Origin of the sequence: Oceanimonas baumannii (genome assembly GCF_002245495.1) — a bacterium.
Lineage (GTDB): Bacteria > Pseudomonadota > Gammaproteobacteria > Enterobacterales > Aeromonadaceae > Oceanimonas > Oceanimonas baumannii.
In genome coordinates this window covers 197389-218127 of record NZ_NQJF01000006.1, presented here as the reverse complement: position 1 = coordinate 218127, position 20739 = coordinate 197389, and the positions used below count along the sequence as shown (strand labels likewise).

21 protein-coding genes are annotated in these 20739 nt (G+C 54.8%); 2 read left to right on the top strand and 19 right to left on the bottom strand.

What is annotated here, in order from left to right; all coding sequences use genetic code 11:
• Positions 1–221: 221 nt before the first annotated feature.
• The 12 genes from B6S09_RS08980 to B6S09_RS08925 form a co-directional block, all read right to left on the bottom strand.
• Entirely contained in the window at positions 222–1085 is an 864-nt protein-coding gene (locus tag B6S09_RS08980) for a DMT family transporter (RefSeq protein ID WP_094278160.1), read from the bottom strand.
• Complete coding sequence (locus tag B6S09_RS08975) at positions 1073–1531, bottom strand: GNAT family N-acetyltransferase (RefSeq protein WP_094278159.1); 459 nt, start codon at positions 1529–1531, stop codon at positions 1073–1075. The genes B6S09_RS08980 and B6S09_RS08975 overlap by 13 nt, the downstream gene beginning before the upstream one ends.
• 54 nt (positions 1532–1585) lie before the next feature.
• Positions 1586–2158, bottom strand: a complete 573-nt coding sequence (locus tag B6S09_RS08970; RefSeq protein WP_094278158.1) for a Crp/Fnr family transcriptional regulator — start codon at positions 2156–2158, stop codon at positions 1586–1588.
• Complete coding sequence (rlmB, locus tag B6S09_RS08965; RefSeq protein ID WP_094278157.1) at positions 2152–2895, bottom strand: 23S rRNA (guanosine(2251)-2'-O)-methyltransferase RlmB; 744 nt, start codon at positions 2893–2895, stop codon at positions 2152–2154. Before rlmB ends, B6S09_RS08970 begins: the two co-directional genes overlap by 7 nt.
• A 67-nt stretch (positions 2896–2962) precedes the next feature.
• Positions 2963–5317, bottom strand: a complete 2355-nt coding sequence (gene rnr, locus B6S09_RS08960) for a ribonuclease R (RefSeq protein ID WP_094278156.1) — start codon at positions 5315–5317, stop codon at positions 2963–2965.
• 130 nt (positions 5318–5447) lie between these two features.
• Entirely contained in the window at positions 5448–5957 is a 510-nt protein-coding gene (luxS, locus tag B6S09_RS08955) for an S-ribosylhomocysteine lyase (RefSeq protein ID WP_094278155.1), read from the bottom strand.
• Between the two features lie 131 nt (positions 5958–6088).
• Complete coding sequence (gene glnB, locus B6S09_RS08950) at positions 6089–6427, bottom strand: nitrogen regulatory protein P-II (protein ID WP_094278154.1); 339 nt, start codon at positions 6425–6427, stop codon at positions 6089–6091.
• Between the two features lie 10 nt (positions 6428–6437).
• A complete protein-coding gene (locus tag B6S09_RS08945; protein WP_094278183.1) occupies positions 6438–8057 on the bottom strand; it encodes an NAD+ synthase in 1620 nt (539 codons plus the stop codon).
• 75 nt (positions 8058–8132) lie between these two features.
• On the bottom strand, positions 8133–9722 hold the full coding sequence (locus B6S09_RS08940) for a type II secretion system protein (protein WP_094278153.1): 1590 nt from the start codon (positions 9720–9722) through the stop codon (positions 8133–8135).
• Positions 9723–9733: 11 nt separating this feature from the next.
• On the bottom strand, positions 9734–10858 hold the full coding sequence (locus B6S09_RS08935; protein WP_134113978.1) for a pilus assembly PilX family protein: 1125 nt from the start codon (positions 10856–10858) through the stop codon (positions 9734–9736).
• Complete coding sequence (locus B6S09_RS08930; protein ID WP_094278151.1) at positions 10845–11480, bottom strand: PilW family protein; 636 nt, start codon at positions 11478–11480, stop codon at positions 10845–10847. The genes B6S09_RS08935 and B6S09_RS08930 overlap by 14 nt, the downstream gene beginning before the upstream one ends.
• Complete coding sequence (locus B6S09_RS08925) at positions 11477–11968, bottom strand: GspH/FimT family pseudopilin (RefSeq protein ID WP_094278150.1); 492 nt, start codon at positions 11966–11968, stop codon at positions 11477–11479. Before B6S09_RS08925 ends, B6S09_RS08930 begins: the two co-directional genes overlap by 4 nt.
• Positions 11969–12053: 85 nt before the next feature.
• Between B6S09_RS08925 and B6S09_RS08920 the strand changes: the two genes are divergently transcribed.
• The gene (locus B6S09_RS08920; protein WP_094278149.1) at positions 12054–12437 is read left to right on the top strand and encodes a type IV pilin protein; all 384 of its coding nucleotides are present in this window, start codon (positions 12054–12056) and stop codon (positions 12435–12437) included.
• A gap of 137 nt (positions 12438–12574) precedes the next feature.
• Here the strand turns inward: B6S09_RS08920 and ispH are convergent, their stop codons facing one another.
• The 6 genes from ispH to murJ all read right to left on the bottom strand — a co-directional run bounded on the left by ispH (position 12575) and on the right by murJ (position 19888).
• Positions 12575–13519, bottom strand: coding sequence for a 4-hydroxy-3-methylbut-2-enyl diphosphate reductase (ispH, locus tag B6S09_RS08915; protein ID WP_094278148.1), 945 nt, complete (start codon positions 13517–13519; stop codon positions 12575–12577).
• 2 nt (positions 13520–13521) lie between these two features.
• Complete coding sequence (gene fkpB / locus B6S09_RS08910) at positions 13522–13971, bottom strand: FKBP-type peptidyl-prolyl cis-trans isomerase (protein WP_094278147.1); 450 nt, start codon at positions 13969–13971, stop codon at positions 13522–13524.
• Positions 13968–14456, bottom strand: coding sequence for a signal peptidase II (lspA, locus tag B6S09_RS08905; RefSeq protein ID WP_094278146.1), 489 nt, complete (start codon positions 14454–14456; stop codon positions 13968–13970). Before lspA ends, fkpB begins: the two co-directional genes overlap by 4 nt.
• Positions 14456–17281, bottom strand: a complete 2826-nt coding sequence (gene ileS, locus B6S09_RS08900) for an isoleucine--tRNA ligase (protein ID WP_094278145.1) — start codon at positions 17279–17281, stop codon at positions 14456–14458. The genes lspA and ileS overlap by 1 nt, the downstream gene beginning before the upstream one ends.
• A gap of 5 nt (positions 17282–17286) precedes the next feature.
• Complete coding sequence (gene ribF, locus B6S09_RS08895; RefSeq protein ID WP_094278144.1) at positions 17287–18234, bottom strand: bifunctional riboflavin kinase/FAD synthetase; 948 nt, start codon at positions 18232–18234, stop codon at positions 17287–17289.
• A gap of 94 nt (positions 18235–18328) precedes the next feature.
• Positions 18329–19888 (bottom strand): murein biosynthesis integral membrane protein MurJ, encoded by a 1560-nt coding sequence (gene murJ / locus B6S09_RS08890; protein WP_094278182.1) that lies wholly within the window; start codon positions 19886–19888, stop codon positions 18329–18331.
• A 196-nt stretch (positions 19889–20084) separates the two neighbouring features.
• Here murJ and rpsT point away from each other — a divergent pair, with 196 nt between their 5' ends.
• The gene (gene rpsT, locus B6S09_RS08885; RefSeq protein ID WP_094278143.1) at positions 20085–20345 is read left to right on the top strand and encodes a 30S ribosomal protein S20; all 261 of its coding nucleotides are present in this window, start codon (positions 20085–20087) and stop codon (positions 20343–20345) included.
• A gap of 81 nt (positions 20346–20426) precedes the next feature.
• Here rpsT and B6S09_RS08880 read toward each other — a convergent pair whose 3' ends face one another.
• Positions 20427–20720: an ArsR/SmtB family transcription factor gene (locus B6S09_RS08880; RefSeq protein WP_094278142.1), complete on the bottom strand. Its 294-nt coding sequence runs from the start codon at positions 20718–20720 to the stop codon at positions 20427–20429.
• Positions 20721–20739 lie beyond the last annotated feature (19 nt).

The following is a 20739-nucleotide window of genomic DNA, read 5'->3' as shown; positions in this document are numbered from 1 at the left end:
TATGACTGATTTCAAGGCCGCGTAGTTTAAGGGATAACTGGGGAAAAAGAAAGCGTTAAGCTGTCAGCTATAGGCTGTAAGTCGCCCGAGTGGCCTGCAGCGCTGTTCTGGTGCCTGTGGGATGGCGTGAGGCTGCAAAAATTATCCGGCAATGCGGTGCCACATACCCAAGCATCGGCTAACAAGCACTTGGCTTATAGCTGACCGCTTACAGCTATGCGCTAGCGCAGCCGCCGTTGCAGGCCGATGACGGCGATCACCACCAGTGCTCCGAGGTAAACATTCCAGTCAGGGTACTCGGAAAACAGCACCATCCCCATCAAGGTGACGAAAATCAGCCCGGAGTATTCACTGGCAGCAATTTTGCTGGCATCAGCCATGGCGTAAGCCATGATACAGATGCCCTGGTAAATAATACCGATCAAGGTGACCCCAATCAGCAGCCACCATATGTCAGAAGGGACAGGTTGCCACCCAGGCAGCGCCAGGACCAGACTGACAGGAATGGCCAGCGCTTGGGTCATAAACAGAGTTGCCAGCACCGAGCGGCCTTTGGGCAACCTGCGTACCAGCACATTTGTGGACGCCATCGACAACGCCGTCAGCAGCGCCACCCAGCCCGCCCAGTGCCATTCGGCAGGATTCAGTACCATAAGAATACCGCCAAAGCCCAGCAGGCTCACGCCATAGGTAACCGGACGCACCTGCTCCCGGCTTATCAGTGCAGCCAGTGGCAAGGTCAGTAACGGAGCCGCATAGAAAACGGCGTTGGCAGTCGCCAGAGGTAGGTACATCAGGCTGATAAACACGCAGGCCGAGCCCATCAGCAGCAGGTGACCCCGAAGAAAATGAATTTTCCACTGGCCCCAGCCCCGCCGCTCCGGCGACAGCCGCCACCAGAATGGCAGCAGTATCAGGGATGTTATGGTAAAACGCAGGAACACGTACTGGTAAGGACTGATCTGGCTTTGCCCCATCAGTTTTACCAGTACATCGCCAAACGAAATCATCAGGTTACCGAGCACCAGCAAAAATATCGCCAGCAGCTGGCTGTCGGCCCCCAGCCGGGCTCTTACTCGTTGCACGAAAACTCCATGTCCTGGTGTGGAATACCGTCTTCCAGGTATTCATCGCCGATAGGAGCAAAGCCAAGCGAACGGTAAAAATCTCGAACATACACCTGAGCACTCAAGCGAAGCGAATACCCAGGCCACTCGGCCATGGCCACGCTCATGGCCTTTTGCATCAGCTGCCGGGCCACCCCCTTCCCCCGCACTTTCGGTGCCACGGCCACTCGACCTATCCAGATCAGGTCATCCTTCAGCACTCCAGGACCAAGAATGCGTCCAGACGCCTGTAAACGTTCCTCTTCCCAGGCCATAACATGACGCACCTCGGGTAACATATCCAGGCCATCAAGATCCTGATAGGCACAGGCTTGCTCTACCACGAAAATTTGGCAGCGCAAGGCCAACAGTCGATAAAGCTGTTCGCGAGTTAGATGCTCAAAAGGACAAACCTGCCAATACATAATTATTCTCCTCCGAATAGAAGAGCAGCATATAAGGGGGTCACCCAGGAAGCATTAACCTATGTTAATTCGGCGCTTTATTCGGCTAAGACTGATAGGGGTAATACCTAAATAAGCGGCAATCTGGTGTTCGGCAACTCGCCCAATCAAATGTGGAAAACGCGAACGAAATTCACGATAGCGCTCACTTGGACTCAGGGTGAGCAACAGCGCTTCCTTATCTTCCTTGAACTTGAGCTGAGTTTTGAGTAGCTCAAGGTATATCCGCCTGTAAACGGAGGTACCGTTTTCGGCCTGTAACAAGCAGCCTAGCGGCAACAGATACAGCGTACAGGCCTCTAACGCCGTCAGTACATAGGGGCTGGGCATCTGATTTAAATGACAGTAATAGTTAAAAAAAGCATCTCCTTGCCAGAAAAACTCCTTGATGTATTCCCGGCCATCTTCCCTAGGAAACACGTTTTTAAGTAACCCCGAACGAACCAGTACCAACTGCTCAGGACAACTCCCCACGGGCCATAAAATTTCCCCGGGGAGTAGTTGTCTGGTCGTCAGCCTGGATTGTATATAACTCCACTCGGAACCATCACATTCCCAGGCTGCAGACCAATGATCAGCATTCAGCATTCACTTCCACGCTGGCGCACCATTTCAAACAAGCACACGCCCGTGGCCACCGAGACATTCAGACTGGAAACCGAGCCAGCCATGGGTATGCTCACCAGCTCATCACAGTGCTCCCGGGTCAGCCGGCGCATGCCCTTGCCCTCGGCTCCCATGACCAGTGCCAGTGGCCCGCTAAACTTGGCTTGGTAGATACCATGATCCGCCTCGCCGGCGGTACCCACCACCCAGATGCCCTTGTCTTGCAGGGCCCGGAGGGTGCGAGACAAATTAGTCACCTGAAACAGCGGCACGACTTCAGCAGCCCCACAGGCAACTTTGCGTGCCACCGGGGTCAGACCAGCCGATTTATCTCTGGGTACGATTACCCCATGCACACCGGCCGCATCGGCGGTACGCAGGCAGGCACCCAGATTGTGTGGGTCGGTCACGCCATCCAGCACCAGCAACAAGGGCGTATCAGTGCGTGCCAGCAGAGTATCAAGATCCGCCTCGTTCAGCGCCGGCAGTGCCTTTATCCGGGCAACCACCCCCTGATGCTGGGCCCCGCCAGCCTTGCCATCCAGAGTCTGGCGATTAGCCAGCTGCGCACGCACACCCACCAGCTGCAACTGTGCCTGAAGCTGCTGCAGGCGGGCATCATCCCGCCCCTTGAGCAGCCAGACTTCCAGTATGTTCTCGGGATGATTTTCCAGGGCGGCATTCAGGGCGTGAATGCCAAAGATCAGTTCACTACTCATTTCACTTCTCGGGATGGGGGAACAGGGATTTGAGGAGGTTGTCCCTGATCCCTGTTCCCAAGTTTAATTAACGGCGCTTGCGGCTACGGCTGCGGTTACGGGAGCGAGGCTTGTCACTTTTATCGCCTTTTTCTCCCTTGTCACTGCCTTTGTCACCACCTTTGCCGCCGCTGGGCTTGGCGCGCTTGCGCGACTTCAGGTTTTTGGCTCCTTTACCGCCATCGAACTCGGCTTTAGGGCCGTCTTCCACCAGCTCAAAGTCGATTTTTCGCTCATCCAGGTTCACCGCCATTACCTTGACCTTGACCTTGTCACCCAGGCGATAGCGACGGCGGAAGTTCTCGCCGATCAGCTGCTGACGGGCCGGATCAAACTGGTAATAATCATTTTGCAGACCGGAAATATGTACCAGGCCATCAATGTGGAACTCGTCGAGACGCACAAAGAAACCAAAGCCGGTCACGTTGGCGATGGTACCGCCAAACTCGTTACCCACGTGGTCCAGCATGTATTCGCATTTGAGCCAGTCAGCCACATCACGGGTGGCATCATCGGCCCGGCGCTCGGTCAAAGAGCAATGCTCACCCATTGGGGCCACCTGATCATACTGGTAAGGCACACCACCGGTTGTACTGCTGCTGCCGCCGTGCATTTTGGCCAGTTGTGCCTTGATGGCACGGTGCAGGATCAGATCAGGGTAACGACGAATAGGCGAAGTAAAGTGGGCGTAGGACTTCAACGCCAAACCAAAGTGACCCATGTTGTCGGCCTGGTATACAGCCTGCTTCATGGAGCGCAGCAGCATGGTCTGAATAAGCTCTGCATCGGGACGCTCCCGAATCTGCTCCGCCAGCAGGGCGTAATCCGCCGGTTCCGGCTCCAGGCCGCCTTTCAGCTCCAGCCCCAGCTCACCCAGGAAGCTGCGGAACCCGGTCAGTTTTTCTTCACCCGGCTTGTCGTGTACCCGGAACAGGGCATGCGCCTCCTGTTTTTCAATAAAGCGGGCGGCAGCCACGTTGGCCATGATCATGCACTCTTCAATGATTTTGTGTGCATCATTACGTACCACGGGCACAATCCGCTCTATTTTGCGCTGCGGGTTGAAGACAAAGCGGGTTTCTTCGGTTTCAAACTCCACCGCTCCACGCTGATGCCGCGCTTGCTTCATCGCATGGAACATACGGTTCAGCTCTTCCAGATGCGGTACCAGAGGCGCATAACGCTCCCGCAGAGTTTCGTCTCCTTCCAGCATGGCCGCCACCTTGGTGTAGGTCAGGCGGGCATGAGAGTTCATCACCGCTTCATAGAACTTGAAGCCGGACAATTTACCAGTGGCAGAAATGGTCATTTCTGCCACCATGCACAGCCTGTCTACCTGAGGATTGAGCGAACATAAGCCGTTGGACAGCACCTCCGGCAACATAGGAATAACCTGCTCAGGGAAGTAGACGGAGTTACCACGCTGATAGGCTTCTGCATCCAGCGGCGAGTTGGGGCGCACATAATAAGACACATCGGCAATGGCCACCCACAGTCGCCAGCCACCGGAGCGCTTAGGCTGGCAATAAACCGCATCATCAAAGTCGCGAGCATCTTCCCCATCGATGGTCACCAGCGGCAGCTCACGCAGGTCCTTACGGCCTGTTTTAGCTTCTTCCGGCACCTCTTCACTGAGTTTGGCGACCTGCTGTTTGACTTCTTCCGGCCACACATGAGGAATGGCATGGGTACGCAGGGCAATTTCAATTTCCATGCCCGGATCCATGGTTTCACCCAGCACTTCAATGACCTTGCCGATCCCCGTCATACGCTTGGTGGGACGCTGAGTGATGGTGATCACCACCACCTGGCCCATGCGTGCGCCCATGGTTTCACCCTGAGGAATAAGAATATCCTGAGCAATACGGCTGTCGTCGGGCACCACATAGCTGACGCCATTTTCTACAAAATAGCGGCCCACTACATCCAGGCTACGGGATTCCAGCACCCGTACCAGACGTGCTTCACGCCGGCCACGGGAATCGAAACGCAGAGGTTGCACCAGCACATAGTCACCGTGCATCACGGCGTCCATTTCACGCTGAGCCAGAAACAGATCGTCGCCGCCCTCTTCCGGGCGGACAAAGCCAAAGCCTTCACGGTGGCCGATAACCTGGCCCTTGATCAGGTTCAGCTTATCGGGCAAGGCGTAACATTTGTTACGGGTAAACACCAGCTGGCCATCACGTTCCATGGCGCGCAGGCGGCGACGCAGGGCTTCTTCCTGCTCTTCGCCGGCAAGCTCCAGCTCGGCAAAAATTTCATCCCGGTTGGCCGGTGTCTTGCGCTGTTTCAGGTGCTCAAGAATAAACTCCCGGCTGGGAATAGGGTTATCGTATTTTTCGGCTTCCCGCTGTTGGAAAGGATCTTGGTGTTGTGACATAAGAAGGTCCGTTTGAGCACTGTGATAAGAGATCTATATCAGCAGAATGAGAATAACAAGTGACAACACGCCCGGTTAAGCCAGTGCTCGCGTAACCAGGCGTCTCAGTCACCGGGGAAGCCGCCGGTAATTACAGAGTTTTCAGCATTTCTTCCGGCAGCGCCAGACTCTGGTTGCTGTTGATACCGATGCCCCGCTCCAAAATATGACGGGCGATGGCTTTGGCCTCGTCCAGCGAGTGCATCACATAAGTGCCACACTGATATTCGTTCAGCTCGGGGATCTGCGACTGATCCTCCACCTTAAGCACGTCTTCCATGGCGGCGTTCCAGGCAGCGGCTACCCGTTGCTCGTCCGGAGCCCCCACCAGGCTCATATAAAAACCGGTCCGGCAGCCCATGGGAGAAATATCGATGATTTCTACGCCGTCACCATTAAGGTGGTTGCGCATAAAGCCCGCAAACAAGTGCTCCAGGGTATGGATGCCCTTCTCGGAAAGAATTTCCTGGTTGGGCAAGCAGAACCGCAGATCAAACACGGTGATGGTGTCGTTGTGGGGGGTTGCCATGGTTTTGGCAACCCGCACCGCCGGGGCTTCCATACGGGTATGATCAACGGTGAAACTGTCCAGCAGTGGCATGTGTGTTTTCCTCAATTCAGATGTAATCAAGCATTGTGGCAAAAAAACCGGGTAGTTGAAACCAGCGGCCGAGGATTGAAGGGCCGGAGCTGCTCTTTACAGAACGATCTGCTCTTCCGGTTTCCTCGGCGTTACACTGCTTCTTCGTTTTGCTCACCGGTACGAATACGGATCACCTGACCCACATCAAACACAAAGATTTTGCCATCACCGATTTTGCCGGTGCGGGCTGTGGTTTCAATCGCCTCTATGCAGGACTCAACCAGTTCGTCCTGTACGACCAGCTCCAGCTTTACCTTCGGCAGAAAGTCCACCATGTATTCAGCACCGCGATAGAGTTCGGTGTGCCCTTTCTGGCGACCAAAACCCTTTACTTCCGACACTGTCATGCCGGTAATGCCGCGCTCGGCCAACGCCTCACGTACATCGTCAAGTTTAAAGGGCTTGATAATGGCTTCGATTTTTTTCATGGCTGATTCCTTACCAGTTTGTTTTGCCAAACCCCGAAGTAATGGGATAACGCCTGTCCTTGCCAAAATTACGCGCCGTGATCCGCGGCCCTACGGCACTCTGCCGGCGCTTGTATTCATTAATGTCCACCAGCTTGATCACCCGGCGCACATCGGCTTCATTAAAGCCGGCGGCCAGCAGGTCTTGCAGGGATTTATCCTGCTCCACATATCCTTCCAGAATGGCATCAAGCACATCATAAGGCGGCAGGCTGTCCTGGTCGAGTTGATCCGGTGCCAGCTCTGCCGACGGCGGCCGGTCGATGACCCGCTGGGGGATCACATAGCCAAGGGTATTGCGGTAACGGGACAACTCGAACACCAGGGTTTTGGGCACATCCTTGATGGGAGCAAAGCCACCCACCATATCGCCATAAAGCGTACAATAGCCCACCGCCACTTCGCTTTTGTTGCCGGTAGTCAGTACCAGCCGGCGGCGTTTGTTGGAAATGGCCATCAGCAGCACGCCGCGAGAACGGGCCTGCAGGTTTTCTTCGGTGGTGTCACGCTCGGTGCCTTCAAACATGGGCGCCAGCTGTCCCATAAAGGCATCAAACATGGGCTCGATGGACACGATATCGAATTCCACTCCCAGGTGCTCGGCTTCCTCCCTGGCGTCTTCTACGCTGATAGAAGCGGTATAGCGAAACGGCATCATTACCGCCTGCACTTTATCTTTGCCCAGTGCATCCACCGCAATCGCCAGGGTCAGGGCCGAATCGATACCGCCGGAAAGCCCGAGCACCGCGCCGTTAAAGCCGTTTTTATTCACATAGTCCCGGGTTGCCAGCACCAACGCCTGGTAAACCTCGGCCAAGGGCTCAAGCACGGGTTGTATCTCGCCAGGCAGCGGTTGCCCCTGCTCGATATGTATCAGTGCCAGGGCTTCGGTAAAGGCTGGCAGGCTCTGGATCAGTTCGCCCCCGGCGCTGAACACCTTGGAACGACCGTCGAACACCAGCTCATCCTGGCCACCGACCTGATTGAGATAAACCAGCGCAAGGCCATTATCACGGCTGCGCTGGGCCAGCAGCTCCTTGCGGATCCAGGCCTTGCCCCGATAGTAAGGCGATGCATTGAGGCTCAGCACCATACCGGCACCGGCCGCCTTGACACCGGCCATCGGCTCCGGCTCCCACACATCTTCACAGATCAGCAGGCCCAGTTTATGGTCCTTGAAGTCAATAACGCAGGATTCCGTGCCGGCGGCAAAGTAGCGTTTTTCGTCAAACACCCCATAGTTGGGCAGCAACTGCTTAAAGTAACGGCCCTGCAGTCGCCCCTGGTAAAAGAAGGAAGCGGCATTGTACAACTTTCCGTCTTCACGCCAGGGATGTCCCACCACCAGCGCAATATGCTGGCTGGCAGCGGCCAGCTCACCAAGTGCGCTGTCTACCCGGGCATGCAGATCATCGCGAAACAACAAGTCTTCCGGCGGATAACCGGTCACCGCCAATTCGGGAAACAGCACCAGATCCGCGCCCTGCCCGGCGGCATTGGCGGCGGCGGTCAGCATCAGTTGAGTGTTGTATTCAATAGCACCGACGGTCGGGTTGAGCTGCGCCAGCGCCAGAGTAAGGTGTGAGGGCATGGTCTGTCTGATAGGTAAAAAAGCAATAACCGCCATAGTAATGAAAGATGGAGGGCTTGTCAGGTCTCTCGGTGATCAGGGAGCAGCTGACATCTCGACAGTCAGCTCGGCTGTGATCCAGTCATTGTCTTCCTCAAAGGGTGATATGGGGGTGTTAGTCGTAAGGCCGCTGTTACTGCGGAGAATTCTGGCTTCAACACTGGTGCTTTCTCCATCCGCCTTTTCCGGCAGCACATTATCGGATTCAAGACCGTCCAGGTACCAGGTGACCATCTCGCTGATATTTTTATCTGAAAAAGGTACTTTTTTAATATCAACAGCGCTCCCCGTATTACTTTCCATTGATGACAACAGCGACTCGCGGTAGTCGGGAGAGAGCATATCCACGTAAATCCCTCTGGCCACCAGTCTATTGCTTTCAGAGGAGGTAATATAAGCATCATTCCCCTGCCCGGTGTAATCATAAAAACTTGTGAGGAGGGGTGATAAAATATAGCTGCCAGCATGATACTCCCCCCCCTCCTGAAGCTGAGCTTGTGTATACTCCATCACCACTGCCCTGACATATGTCTGATATGTTTCTTCATTAGCCTCCAGGAAGCCTTCAGGGAATATATTCAGTACCACCAGGTTCCAGTCATTAGCCACCTTGAAAAATCCATCAATGCGGATCAGGCGGCAGGCCTCCAGGTATTCAGCACCAACACTGTCAGCCTCCGTATCCAAAGAAGATTCATAATGGGCATGAGGCCCACTTATTCCTTCCGCATTTTTCCACTTTATCGCGTCGTACCAGTGCAGAAAGTCATTATCCCCCCCATCAAAATGATGCTTACAACAGATATTGCATAAAGGATCCTGGTTGTTCCCCGGTTGCCCTCGCTGCTTTTCTTCCTTACTGCCCGTTTTCCAGTAAGAAAGATGTCCCAGCATCGTCCTCTGAGCGGGTAAATCGGCAATATCATTCTCAGCCAGCTTACAGTTGCAGGATACCGTAACCAGCTCCTGCTCCTGCACTTTATTATTTAATGCGTCATAGGTGGTCGTTTTTTCAGTCACCCTGACACGGGATGGATCATTATTGGCTGTCGTTATTACCGGCTTACTGGTTTCCTGCTTTAAACCATCACCCAAGTCAATGGCAATTACATCGGTGAGCTGGCCCGGTACATGCTTCACTTTAAGCCTGCTTTTTTGAAATCCATTGTCATGTTCACTACCAAAAGGACCGGCTATGGCAGGAATTGTCGAGGATATGACTGAATTTAACGAGAAGCTGAAAGGCTCGCCCTGAACATTCCAACTAATGGTTACAGCTACCTGTTTTTTAGCGGTGTTTTTATCACTGGCTGACGTCATATTCCATGCTGAGCTGGCGCTGTTCCAGGTATAGGCCGTCACCGTCCAGTTACGGTGATACTCAATACCATCCAGGCTGAGGCTGTCACTGCCGCTGTCGATGGCAGTAAAACCGGCACGGTGCTGAAAGCGACGTAGTTCATCCAGCTTGGACTCTGCCAGACGCATGGCAACCTCCCGATTACGACCGTCACGGCTGTATTCCAGATAAGTTTTATTCAGTTGCAGCAGAGTACCGGCGGTAGCCGCTACAATCACAAAGGCGAGCATAACCTCAATCAGGCCAAATCCGTGCTGCCGCCTCATGATACCTCCTGTTACCAGTCTTTCCAGCTGCCGGGAATAATGTTCAGATTAGTGAAGGAGTTATCAGCTTCACTAGCTGTCAACCGTGAAATAACATCCGGATCATATATGGCGCCATAATTACCCGTCGGTAAATCTACTGTATTGTAATTGGACATCATGGCACCATAAAACCTGGCATTCCCATTCACTTTGATACTGAAATTTGAAGCACCGGAAAGATCTGAATCATAAGCAAACAAAACCCCATAGATACTGTGATTGCCATTAATCGTTAAATTGCTATCTTTTAGAACAATAACTACCGGCTCAGAAACACCGAGACTGGAGTCAATTATGCAGGTTGGCACACCTTTAATAATATAAAAGCCGCCATCGTTGATTGCTGCGCCACTACAGCTTGTTAAAACAGCCGTCGCACTTGACTCAATATATCCCCACCCAGTTGAGGTGTCAGGCACGCCAAAAAGGTATTCAACCAGATTACCAGGGAAATTATCTACATCATGAGTAACTATATCTTCTCCTACATTGACAGTGGTGCTGTAAGCATTACTCTCACTGCAACCGTCTTGATAAGCCTGCAGGCTACAGGTTTTTGCATTACCGGACAAAGTGGCTGCCCCTTTACTCCAGATAGATACCGGTATACCGGGCCCGCCGCCATTAGGGTGAGCCACAATGGTAATATTGCCACTGGTTGGTAAATTTCCCGCAAGCATTAGTGGTACGGCTCGCTTTACGTTTTGCTCATTAAGTATTTTTCGCTCTGCCACCTGAACACTGACAGTGGTATTGCTGCCATTGGCAAGGGTTGCCACCGATTCTAATTGCCAGGCAGCTGATATGGGAACACCTGGAGTCATGGTGACTGTATAGCTGGCTGTTGCTGATGAGGTAACCAGCGTACCCGCAGCACTGGACGCCGCCGGATTAACCTCAAGTTGTGCCATGGCCTCGGCAATGCCTTTTTCCGCCGCTGCCAACGCAACTCGATATTCGATTTCATTAAGGGTAATACGCTTGTCCGATATCAACACTTTGCCCATAAATACCGATACCGCCACCAGCATGGAAACCAGCACCAGAGTAATAACGAGCGTAGCGAACCCTTTTTGCCTGTTAGTAGCCATCATTTCTCAGTTTTATCTCCCGCTGCAGGCTTACCGACAGTGCCGGCCGGTTAACATGAGAGGCTCTCAGACCAAGCTTGATGGTACGCATACCCGTGGCACTGCTGCCGGACACCAGCTCAAAGCGTAGTTCATCAACCGAGATTTCCTGCTTAGCCATCAGTGCACTACCACTACCACAAAGGGTACTCAACGAAGCACTGACTGAAACATCATTCAGAATTTCCAGTCTCTCTTCTGAACTGTCATAGCTGTAAACTCGGGACACCGAGGTCGCCGGCGACTCTGCATACTTTACACGTATGCAATCAGGAACAACGCCACTAGCGGCGTATAAATCATCGGTCGTGGAAAACACATACTCTGCCGAGCTGGCACCAGACACTGGTGGACCCGTAGCCATATCCCTAGCCGCATCAAAGTAATAACCCGTGCGCTGAATATCACGCACCATGATATCCATCGTAGCTTGGGCATCCTGGTTCAGCCGGGACAACATCAATGTGGTATTACCGGAAACCATCACAGAGGAAACTAATGACAATGCGCCAGCCACCACCAGCAGGCCAGCCACCAGCGAAACCAGCATTTCCACCAAGGTCATGCCGCAATGCTTAGACGTCATTCGCATACCGGCACTCCCGGTAAACCATGATCCGAGCAGGTACGAATAATGCCGTTATTCCAGGTTTTAACCTGCATGTCATGATGACCGCTAGAAAGCGTAATTCTCTTGGTCACAAGCTGATGCCGACGAGGCTGAAAAGATAACTGGTCTCCGCCTATGCCCGTCATACTGAGTTTAATTCCGGGAAAATCCTGCCCGTCAACTCGCTCAATCACAGAGCCAGAGCAATCACCGGAGTCATGCAAGCGGTAACTCCAGGCGATACTGTCCAAACCGCTGAAGCACACCGTCACTTCCCGGCTACGCTTAATGGCTTCGCTACGGGCCAGTTGCAGATCGGCATATACCGCCATACCGGCACTGCGTATCTGGCTTTGCTCACGTAAGCCCTGGAATCCGGGCACGGCCAGACTGGTCAGCACTGTCATTACCACCAGTCCCACCAGCAATTCAATCAGTGTCAGGCCGCTCAGCCGTCTTCTCATGACTCCTTCAGCCTCCATTACATTGAGCAAGGTCTAGACTGAAGTAAGCTTGAGACAAGGTCAGCGTTTAAACAAGGAAGCTTTCATGCAAAGGTATTCGGGGTTTACACTGATTGAACTGCTCATCACCCTGGCGATCCTGGCCATTATCATCGCAATTGCCTACCCTTCTTATTCCGCTTATATGCTGAAGAGCAAACGAATTGAGGCCATACAAACACTGTATAAAATGCAGCTGGCCCAGGAAGACTGGCGTATATCTCATCCCACCTACACCAGCTCGGCGGCGGATTTAATCAGCCCTGCCAGCACCAGCCAATATAGCTTCGAGGCTGCGGTTTCCGGCAGCGACTATACCCTTTCCGCCATCGCCAAAGACGGTCAGAAACACGACAAGGAAGACACAACCCTCTGCAGTCCGCTGACACTGACCAGAAGCGGTAGCAAGGCACCGGCTACCTGCTGGTAATAAAAAACCGCCCCGAGGGGCGGCTTGCAATTCTGTGGCAAAGCCTGTTTTCTTTTTCCGTCCAACCCTCACTTCCACGATGCAGGTACTGGACTCCCGTATTCGCGGGAGCCACTACAGAGAAAGTGACGGTCTGGTCAGGATACCTGCTTTACTTTCAGCTCCGCTGGCACTTCAAACACAATATTTTCTTCCCGTCCCGGGTGCTCGGTCACGGCCTTGCCCCCCAGAGACTGCAGGTGGGAAATGACTTCCTGCACCAGCACTTCCGGGGCTGACGCACCGGCGGTCACACCGATACGGGCCACACCTTCAAGCCAGTCCGGTTCAATCATCTCGACACAGTCAATCAAATACGCCCTGGTGCCAATTTTTTCAGCCAGTTCACGCAGCCGGTTGGAGTTGGAAGAGTTTCGTGATCCCACCACCAGCATCAGCTCTACCTTGGTGGCCAGCTCCCGCACCGCATCCTGGCGGTTCTGAGTGGCATAGCAGATATCATCCTTGCGAGGGCCTTCAATGGTGGGGAAACGAGCACGCAGGGCGTCGATCACATCGGAGGTTTCATCCACGCTCAGTGTAGTCTGAGTAACAAAGGTCAGGTTATCCGGGTGTTTCACTTCCAGACGCGTCACGTCATCCGGGCTTTCCACCAGATACATACCACCTTTGGCACTCTCATACTGCCCCATGGTACCTTCCACCTCAGGATGGCCGGCATGACCGATAAGAATGGTTTCAATACCCTTGCGGCTGGCTCTGTGTACTTCCATGTGTACTTTTGTCACCAGCGGACAGGTAGCGTCAAACACCTTGAGGCCACGCCGTTTTGCTTCTTCCCGTACCGCTTTGGAAACTCCGTGCGCAGAGAAAATAACAATATTGCCGTCAGGCACCTGATCCAGCTCGTCCACAAAAATGGCACCCGCATCCTTGAGCTTGTTAACCACATAGCGGTTATGCACCACTTCATGACGCACATAGATAGGGGCTCCGAATTTTTCCAGGGCACTCTGCACAATGCTGATAGCCCGGTCTACACCGGCACAAAAGCCGCGAGGGTTGGCGAGCAGGATATCCATGTTCAGGCTCCGTTTTCGTCGTCGACGGCCAGGATCTCCACCTCAAAGGTGACATTCTGGCCAGCCAGGGGATGATTGAAGTCCACGGTCACCGAGTCACCGGCCACACCGCGAATAATGCCGGGAATTTCGGCTCCGTTAGGCTGAGTGAAAGACAAAATCGCCCCTTCTTCCAGCTCCAGATCGGCACCGAAACGGCTGCGCTCCATATAGTGAATGTTGTCCGGGTTGACAGGGCCGAACGCGTCTTCCGGAGGCAGCTCAAATACCTTTTTGGTACCAGCCTCAAGCCCCAGCAAGCAGGACTCAAAGTTGTCGGTCAGGCTGCCGTCGCCCATCTGCAGTTTGGCGGGTTTGCCCTGCAACTGAGTACTGTCAGCCACCGAGCCGTCTTCCAGCTTGATAGTAAAGTGAAACAGCACTTCGCTGTTGGAGCCGATGGTGTTGCTCATTGGGGACTGTCCTTTTTAAAGCTGTCGATAATGATCATGGCGGCACCAATAAAAATAAAGCTGTCGGCCAGGTTAAACGCCGGCCAGTGCCAGTTACCCGCATAAAAGTCGAGAAAGTCGACCACGTGGCCCAGCAGCAAGCGGTCAATCACATTACCGATGGCACCACCAATAATCAGGGCATAAGCCGCAGGCAGCCAGCGTGCAGAGCGGGGTGAGGTATACATCCAGCGGCTTAGCAGCACGGTCACGGCAGCCGCCAGGCCGGCAAAGAACCAACGCTGCCACCCCCCCTGATCCGCCAGGAAACTGAATGCCGCCCCCGGGTTATAAACATGTACCAGGTTAAAGAAGGGGGTGATTTCCACCCCCGGATAACCATAGTCCAGATAGCTTACAGCCAGCCATTTGCTTACCTGGTCCAGCACTATGGTCACCAGAGCCAGCCACCACCAGCGCAGGCCGGTCTCAGACAACGCGCGCATCAGGCAAACCGGCGGACTTCGCCGTCCCCGGCCACGTTGGACACACAACGGCCGCAAATACCGTCGTGACCTTCATGGCTGCTAACGTCGTCAACATGGTGCCAACAGCGACCACACTTCTCGGCCTCGCTCTTGGCCACGCTAACCTTGAGGCCTGCCAGCTCGGTGTCGGTGGCATCAACTGCATCGGCCAGCGTCGCAATGGTGACTCTGGAGGTCAGCATCACAAAGCGCAGCTCGTCACCCAGCTGCGCCAGCTTGTCGGCCAGATCATCACTGGCATACAGAGTGATATCGGCTTCCAGCGCGCCACCAATCACCTTGTTGCTGCGGGCACTTTCCAGAGCCTTGTTCACCGCCTGGCGTACCTTGAGCAGCTCAGCCCAGTAGGCATCGTTCAGCTGTTCACCCTCGGCCAGACCGAACAGACCGTGGTAGAACTCTTCGGTAAACACAAAACGGCTGCGTTCGCCGGGCAGCAGCGCCCAGATTTCGTCGGCAGTAAAACTCATGACCGGAGCCATCCAGCGCACCAGGGCTTCCACAATGTGGTACAGGGCTGTCTGGCAGGAACGACGCGCCTGGCTGTCGGCCTTGGCGGTGTACTGTCTGTCCTTGATCACATCCAGATAGAAAGAGCCCATCTCGATGGAGCAGAACTGCATCAGTTTCTGGGTCACCAGATGGAAGTTGTACTCGTCATAGGCCTGGGTGATTTCCTGCTGAATGGCTTGGGCACGCCCCACGGCCCAGCGGTCGATCACTACCATTTCTTCCGGTGCCACCATGTCGGTTTCCGGATTAAAGCCGTTGAGGTTGGCCAGCAGGAAGCGGGCGGTGTTGCGAATACGGCGATAGGCGTCGGCGCTGCGCTTGAGGATCTCGTCGGAAACGGTCATCTCACCGGAGTAGTCGGTGCTCGCCACCCACAGCCGCAGAATGTCGGCACCCAGCTTGTTCATCACGTCCTGGGGGCTGACCACGTTGCCGATGGACTTGGACATCTTGCGGCCCTGACCGTCCACGGTAAAGCCGTGCGTCAACACCTGACGATAAGGCGCGTGGCCCTTCATGGCGGTAGAGATCATCAGCGATGACATAAACCAGCCACGGTGCTGATCCGAACCTTCCAGATACATGTCGGCGGGGTGGCCCTGGAACTCGGGGCGCACATCCACCACCGAGGCATGAGTGGAGCCGGAGTCAAACCATACGTCCAGAGTATCGAGCACCTTGTCGTACTGATCGGCGTCCTCGCCCAGCAGCTCGGCCGGATCCAGATCCCACCAAGCCTGAATACCGGCCTGTTCCACCCGCTGAGCCACGGCTTCCATCAGCTCGGTAGCGCGGGGGTGCAGCTCCTGGGTGTCTTTATGCACAAACAGGGCAATGGGCACACCCCAGGTACGCTGACGGGAGATACACCAGTCCGGACGGTTTTCCACCATGGATTGAATGCGGTTCTGACCCCACTCGGGCACCCACTGTACCTTGTCGATTTCGGTCAGCGCCTGACCGCGCAGACCGGCCTGATCCATGCTGATAAACCACTGTGGAGTGGCCCGGAAAATAATGGGGGTCTTGTGACGCCAGCAATGCGGATAAGAGTGCATATAGGCCTCATGGTGCAGCAGTGCACCGCGCTCTTTCAGCACGTCCACCACGGCATCATTGGCCTTGAACACATGCTGACCGGCAAACAGCTCGGTATCGGGCAGGTAGACACCATTGCCGCCCACCGGGTTGGCCACTTCCAGACCATAGTGCTGACCCACCGCAAAGTCTTCCTGGCCATGGCCAGGAGCGGTATGTACGGCACCGGTACCGGAGTCGGTGGTCACATGCTCACCCAGGATCGCCGGCACCTCAAAACTGTAGAAAGGATGCTGAAAACGTTTCAGCTCCAGCTCGGCACCCTGGCAGTAGCCCAGATTGTGGTATTGGGTAATGCCAGCTCTGTCCATCACGTCTTTGACCAGATCGGCAGCCAGAATCAACCGCTCGGGCTGGTCGCCTTCAACCTGTACCAGGGCATAGTTCAGCTCGGCATGCAGTGCCACTGCCCGGTTAGCAGGCAAAGTCCAGGGAGTGGTGGTCCAGATCACCACGGACACAGGGCCATGACCGGTATGGCCTTCGGCACAGTCAAAACTGGCCACCACGGCAGCTTCGTCGGCAGCCTTGAAACGCACATCAATGGCCGGCGAGCGCTTGTCTTCGTATTCAACCTCGGCTTCGGCCAGTGCCGAACCACAGTCGGTACACCAGTGTACCGGCTTAGAGCCCTTATGCAGGTGGCCCTTATCGATAATTTTACCGAGGGCACGAATGATGTTGGCTTCAGTATCAAAGTTCATGGTCAGGTAAGGATTATCCCAATCCCCCAGCACACCCAGACGAATAAAGTCCGCCTTCTGACCTTCCACCTGTTCTTTGGCGTAGGCACGGCAGGCCTCGCGGAACTCGGCAGCAGACACCTTGACGCCGGGCTTGCCGACCTTGCCTTCCACCTTTAGTTCGATGGGCAGACCGTGACAGTCCCACCCCGGAATGTAAGGAGAGTCGTAGCCCAGCAGCCCCTTGGACTTGACGATGATGTCTTTCAGGATTTTGTTAACCGAGTGACCAATATGAATACTGCCGTTGGCATAAGGAGGGCCATCGTGAAGAATAAAAGGCTTTTTTCCGGCCTTGGCGCGACGCACGGCGCCATAGAGATCTTCATCAAACCAGCGCTGGAGCATGCCCGGCTCGCGCTGAGCCAGGTTGCCGCGCATGGGAAACTCCGTTTCGGGCAAATTCAGGGTGTGTTTATAGTCGCTCATGGATCCTACATTCCGTTCGGTTCTGACACCGCCAGGCCGAACCAGGCCCGGGCATTGACGGCATCGCGTTGAATCTGCTCCTTCAACAGCGCAAAGGAAGCGAATTTTTTTTCATTTCTCAGCTTGTGACACAGCGCTACCGTCACCTGCTTGCCGTATAGATCGCCGGCAAAGTCAAACAGGTGTACTTCCAGCAGCGCCCTGGTGCCATTTACTGTCGGTTTGTGGCCGATGTTGGCCACTCCGGCATATTCCAGCCCGCCCAGCGTCAGTCGCACGGCATAAACACCGGCGACCGGAATGACCCGGCGCTTAAGCGCCACATTGGCGGTGGGAAAACCAATCGTACGGCCCAGCTTGGCACCGTGCGCTACCCGGCCACAAAGGCTGAAAGGACGCCCCAGCATACGCGCAGCATCGTCCAGCTGGTCTTCCGCCAACGCTTTGCGAATCAGCGTACTGCTGACCCGCCGGTTTTCCAGACGCCAGCTTTGGGTGCTCACCACGTCAAAATCAAACGCCCGCCCGGCCTGGGTCAGCAGGGTGAAGTCCCCGCCACGATTGCGGCCAAAACGAAAATCGTCCCCCACCACCAGAAAGCGTACGCCCAGTTTGTCGACCAGCAGGCCACGTATAAAATCGTCCGGACTTTGGGCGGCAAAATCCGCAGTAAAACGCACACACAACAACCTGTCGATGCCAAGTCGCGCCAGCTGCTGGTATTTTTCCCGCAGCCGGGTCAGTCTGGGCGGTGCGTTTTCGCCGGCAAATAATTCCTGGGGTTGAGGTTCAAACACCATCACGCAGGCAGGCACATTCAGACGGCGCGCCTGTGCCACCAGGCCACGCAACACCATCTGATGCCCAAGGTGCACCCCGTCGAAATTACCGATAGACAGCACACACCCCCGGTGCCAGGGTTTGATATTGTGAATGCCGCGAATTAACTCCATAAATCCCGCTGCCGGCCCCTGCAAATCGGCGGATTATAACTCAGCCGGCTTTCAGGATCAGCCCTTGTTGGTCAGGGGCTTCATTGATTATTCATCAGGCTATGCTACGTAAATGGCGTGGCCGCACGCCTAACAGCAGCAAAAGCATACCGTAACACAGCGCCCCTGCCGCAATATAGCCCAGCAGATGCAGCCCGCTTTGCCACAGATCCCAGCCGGCCCATATTTCCAGTGACGGAGACAAATGCCCCAGGAGTGCAGCCATGCCGGCCCCGGCGGCCATCACCCGGAACAGAAAAAACAGGGTGGCTTTGCCCGGAGTGTATACGCCACGCTGATGCAGTCCCCACCCCAGCAAACCGGCATTGAGTATGCCCGACAGTGCGGTGGCCAGTGCCAGGCCGACATAGCCCAGCGGAAAAATCAGCAGCGCATTAAACAGCATGTTGGCCACCATGGCGATAATGCCAAAGCGCACCGGGGTTTTGGTATCCTGACGGGCGTAATAACCCGGTGCCAACACCTTAATCAGCATAAAGGCCTGCAGACCCAGGCCATAGGCCACCAGGCTTCTGCCGGCCGACGCCACTTCCTCCATGCCAAACTCGCCCCGCATAAACAGCACCCTCAGCATGGGCTCATTAAGCATGATCAGCCCCAGCATGGCCGGGAAGCCCATCAGCAGCACCATACGCACGCCCCAGTCCATGGTCGCGGCAAAACCGTCTCTGGCTTCATCCACATGACGGCTGGACAACGCCGGCAAAATCACCGTGGCAATGGCGATACCGAACAGTCCCAGGGGAAACTCCAGCAGCCGGTCCGAGTAATACAGGTAACTGATGGATCCGGTAGCCAGAAAAGAAGCCAGCACGGTGTCGAACAGCAGGTTAACCTGGCTCACCGACACGCCGAATAGCGCCGGTATCATCAAGGTCCTGATTTTAACCACGCCGGGGTGATGCCAAGCCCAGCGCGGACGGACCAGCAATTTGAGCTTGGCCAGAAAGGGAAACTGAAACAAAAACTGCACCAGGCCACCGGCAAACACTCCTGCCGCCAGACCCATTTCAGGCTGCGCCAGCCGGGGCGACAAAAAGAGCGCCGCCGCGATGATGCAGACATTCAGAAACACCGGGGTGAAGGACGACACCGCAAACTTGCCAAAGGTGTTAAGAATAGCACCGGCCATGGCGGTAAAACTGATAAACCACAAGTAAGGAAAGGTAATTTTCAGCAGCAATGACGCCAGCTCAAATTTTTCGGCCTCGGGGCCTCCCTGCAGCCATTCCATATACCAGCCGGCTCCGAACAGGGCGGTGACCACCCCGGAGCCCAGCATACCCGCCAGGGTAACCACAGTAACGATAAGCCCAAGTGTGCCAGACACCGCCGCCAGCAGATCCTGGGTGTCCTTAAAGCTGCGGGTCTGCTTGTACTCGGTCATGACCGGCACAAACGCCTGATTGAATGCGCCTTCGGCAAACAACCGTCGCAAAAAGTTGGGAATACGGTTAGCGAAGAAAAAAACGTCGGCCGAGGCTCCCGCCCCCATCAGGTTGGCGATAACCACGTCCCGGACCAGTCCCAGCACGCGTGAAACCAGGGTCATGGCAGAGACAATCATGCCCGACCGCAACAGCGCCTTGCTCAAAATGAAAACCTCGCGGTAAGAAATTGCTGAACGCAGGTGAATACTGCTAGAATCCGGCAGACAGTTTAACCCCCAGCCCTGTGCCACACCACAGGGCGGTGTTTATTTGCACAAATCAATTGACAAACAGCGGTGAAAAAGGCATATTCCTCGGCCTTTTATGAGCACTCGCTAAGACAGATTCAGGAGTTTTACCTTGGCTAACATCAAGTCTGCTAAGAAACGCGCTATTCAAGCTGAGAAGCGTCGCAAGCACAACGCCAGCCGCCGTTCCATGGTTCGCACCTACGTGAAAAAAGTAATTGCTGCCATCGCTACCGGTGACAAGGCCAACGCCCAGAAAGCGTTTGAAGCCGCTCAGCCTCTGCTGGACCGCATGGCCACCAAAGGCCTGATCCACAAGAACAAGGCCGCTCGTCACAAGAGCCGCCTGAATGCCCAGATCAAAGCTCTGTAAGAGTTTTATCACGGCATCGAAAAAACCGGCTTAGTGCCGGTTTTTTATTGCCCGCTTACCGCGAGATAGTCAGCGTTGTTACTAACTGCAATAAAGCCGGTGCAGCAAGGCGATCATCTCCCGCACTTCATCACTTTTCAGAGAGTAATACACCGTCTGGGCTTCCTTGCGGGTACTCACCAGATCGTCGTTGCGCAAAATGGCCAGATGCTGGGACAAAGCAGACTGACTGAGCCCCAGGAACTGATTCATCTCCCCCACCGATAGTTCATTATCGAGCAGGTGACATAAAATAAACAACCGCCGCTCATTGGCAAGTGCTTTCAGCAGCTTCACCGCTTTAGCGGCATTGGCTTCCATTTCCTTGATATTCATGTCTTTGGTCGCATTCACA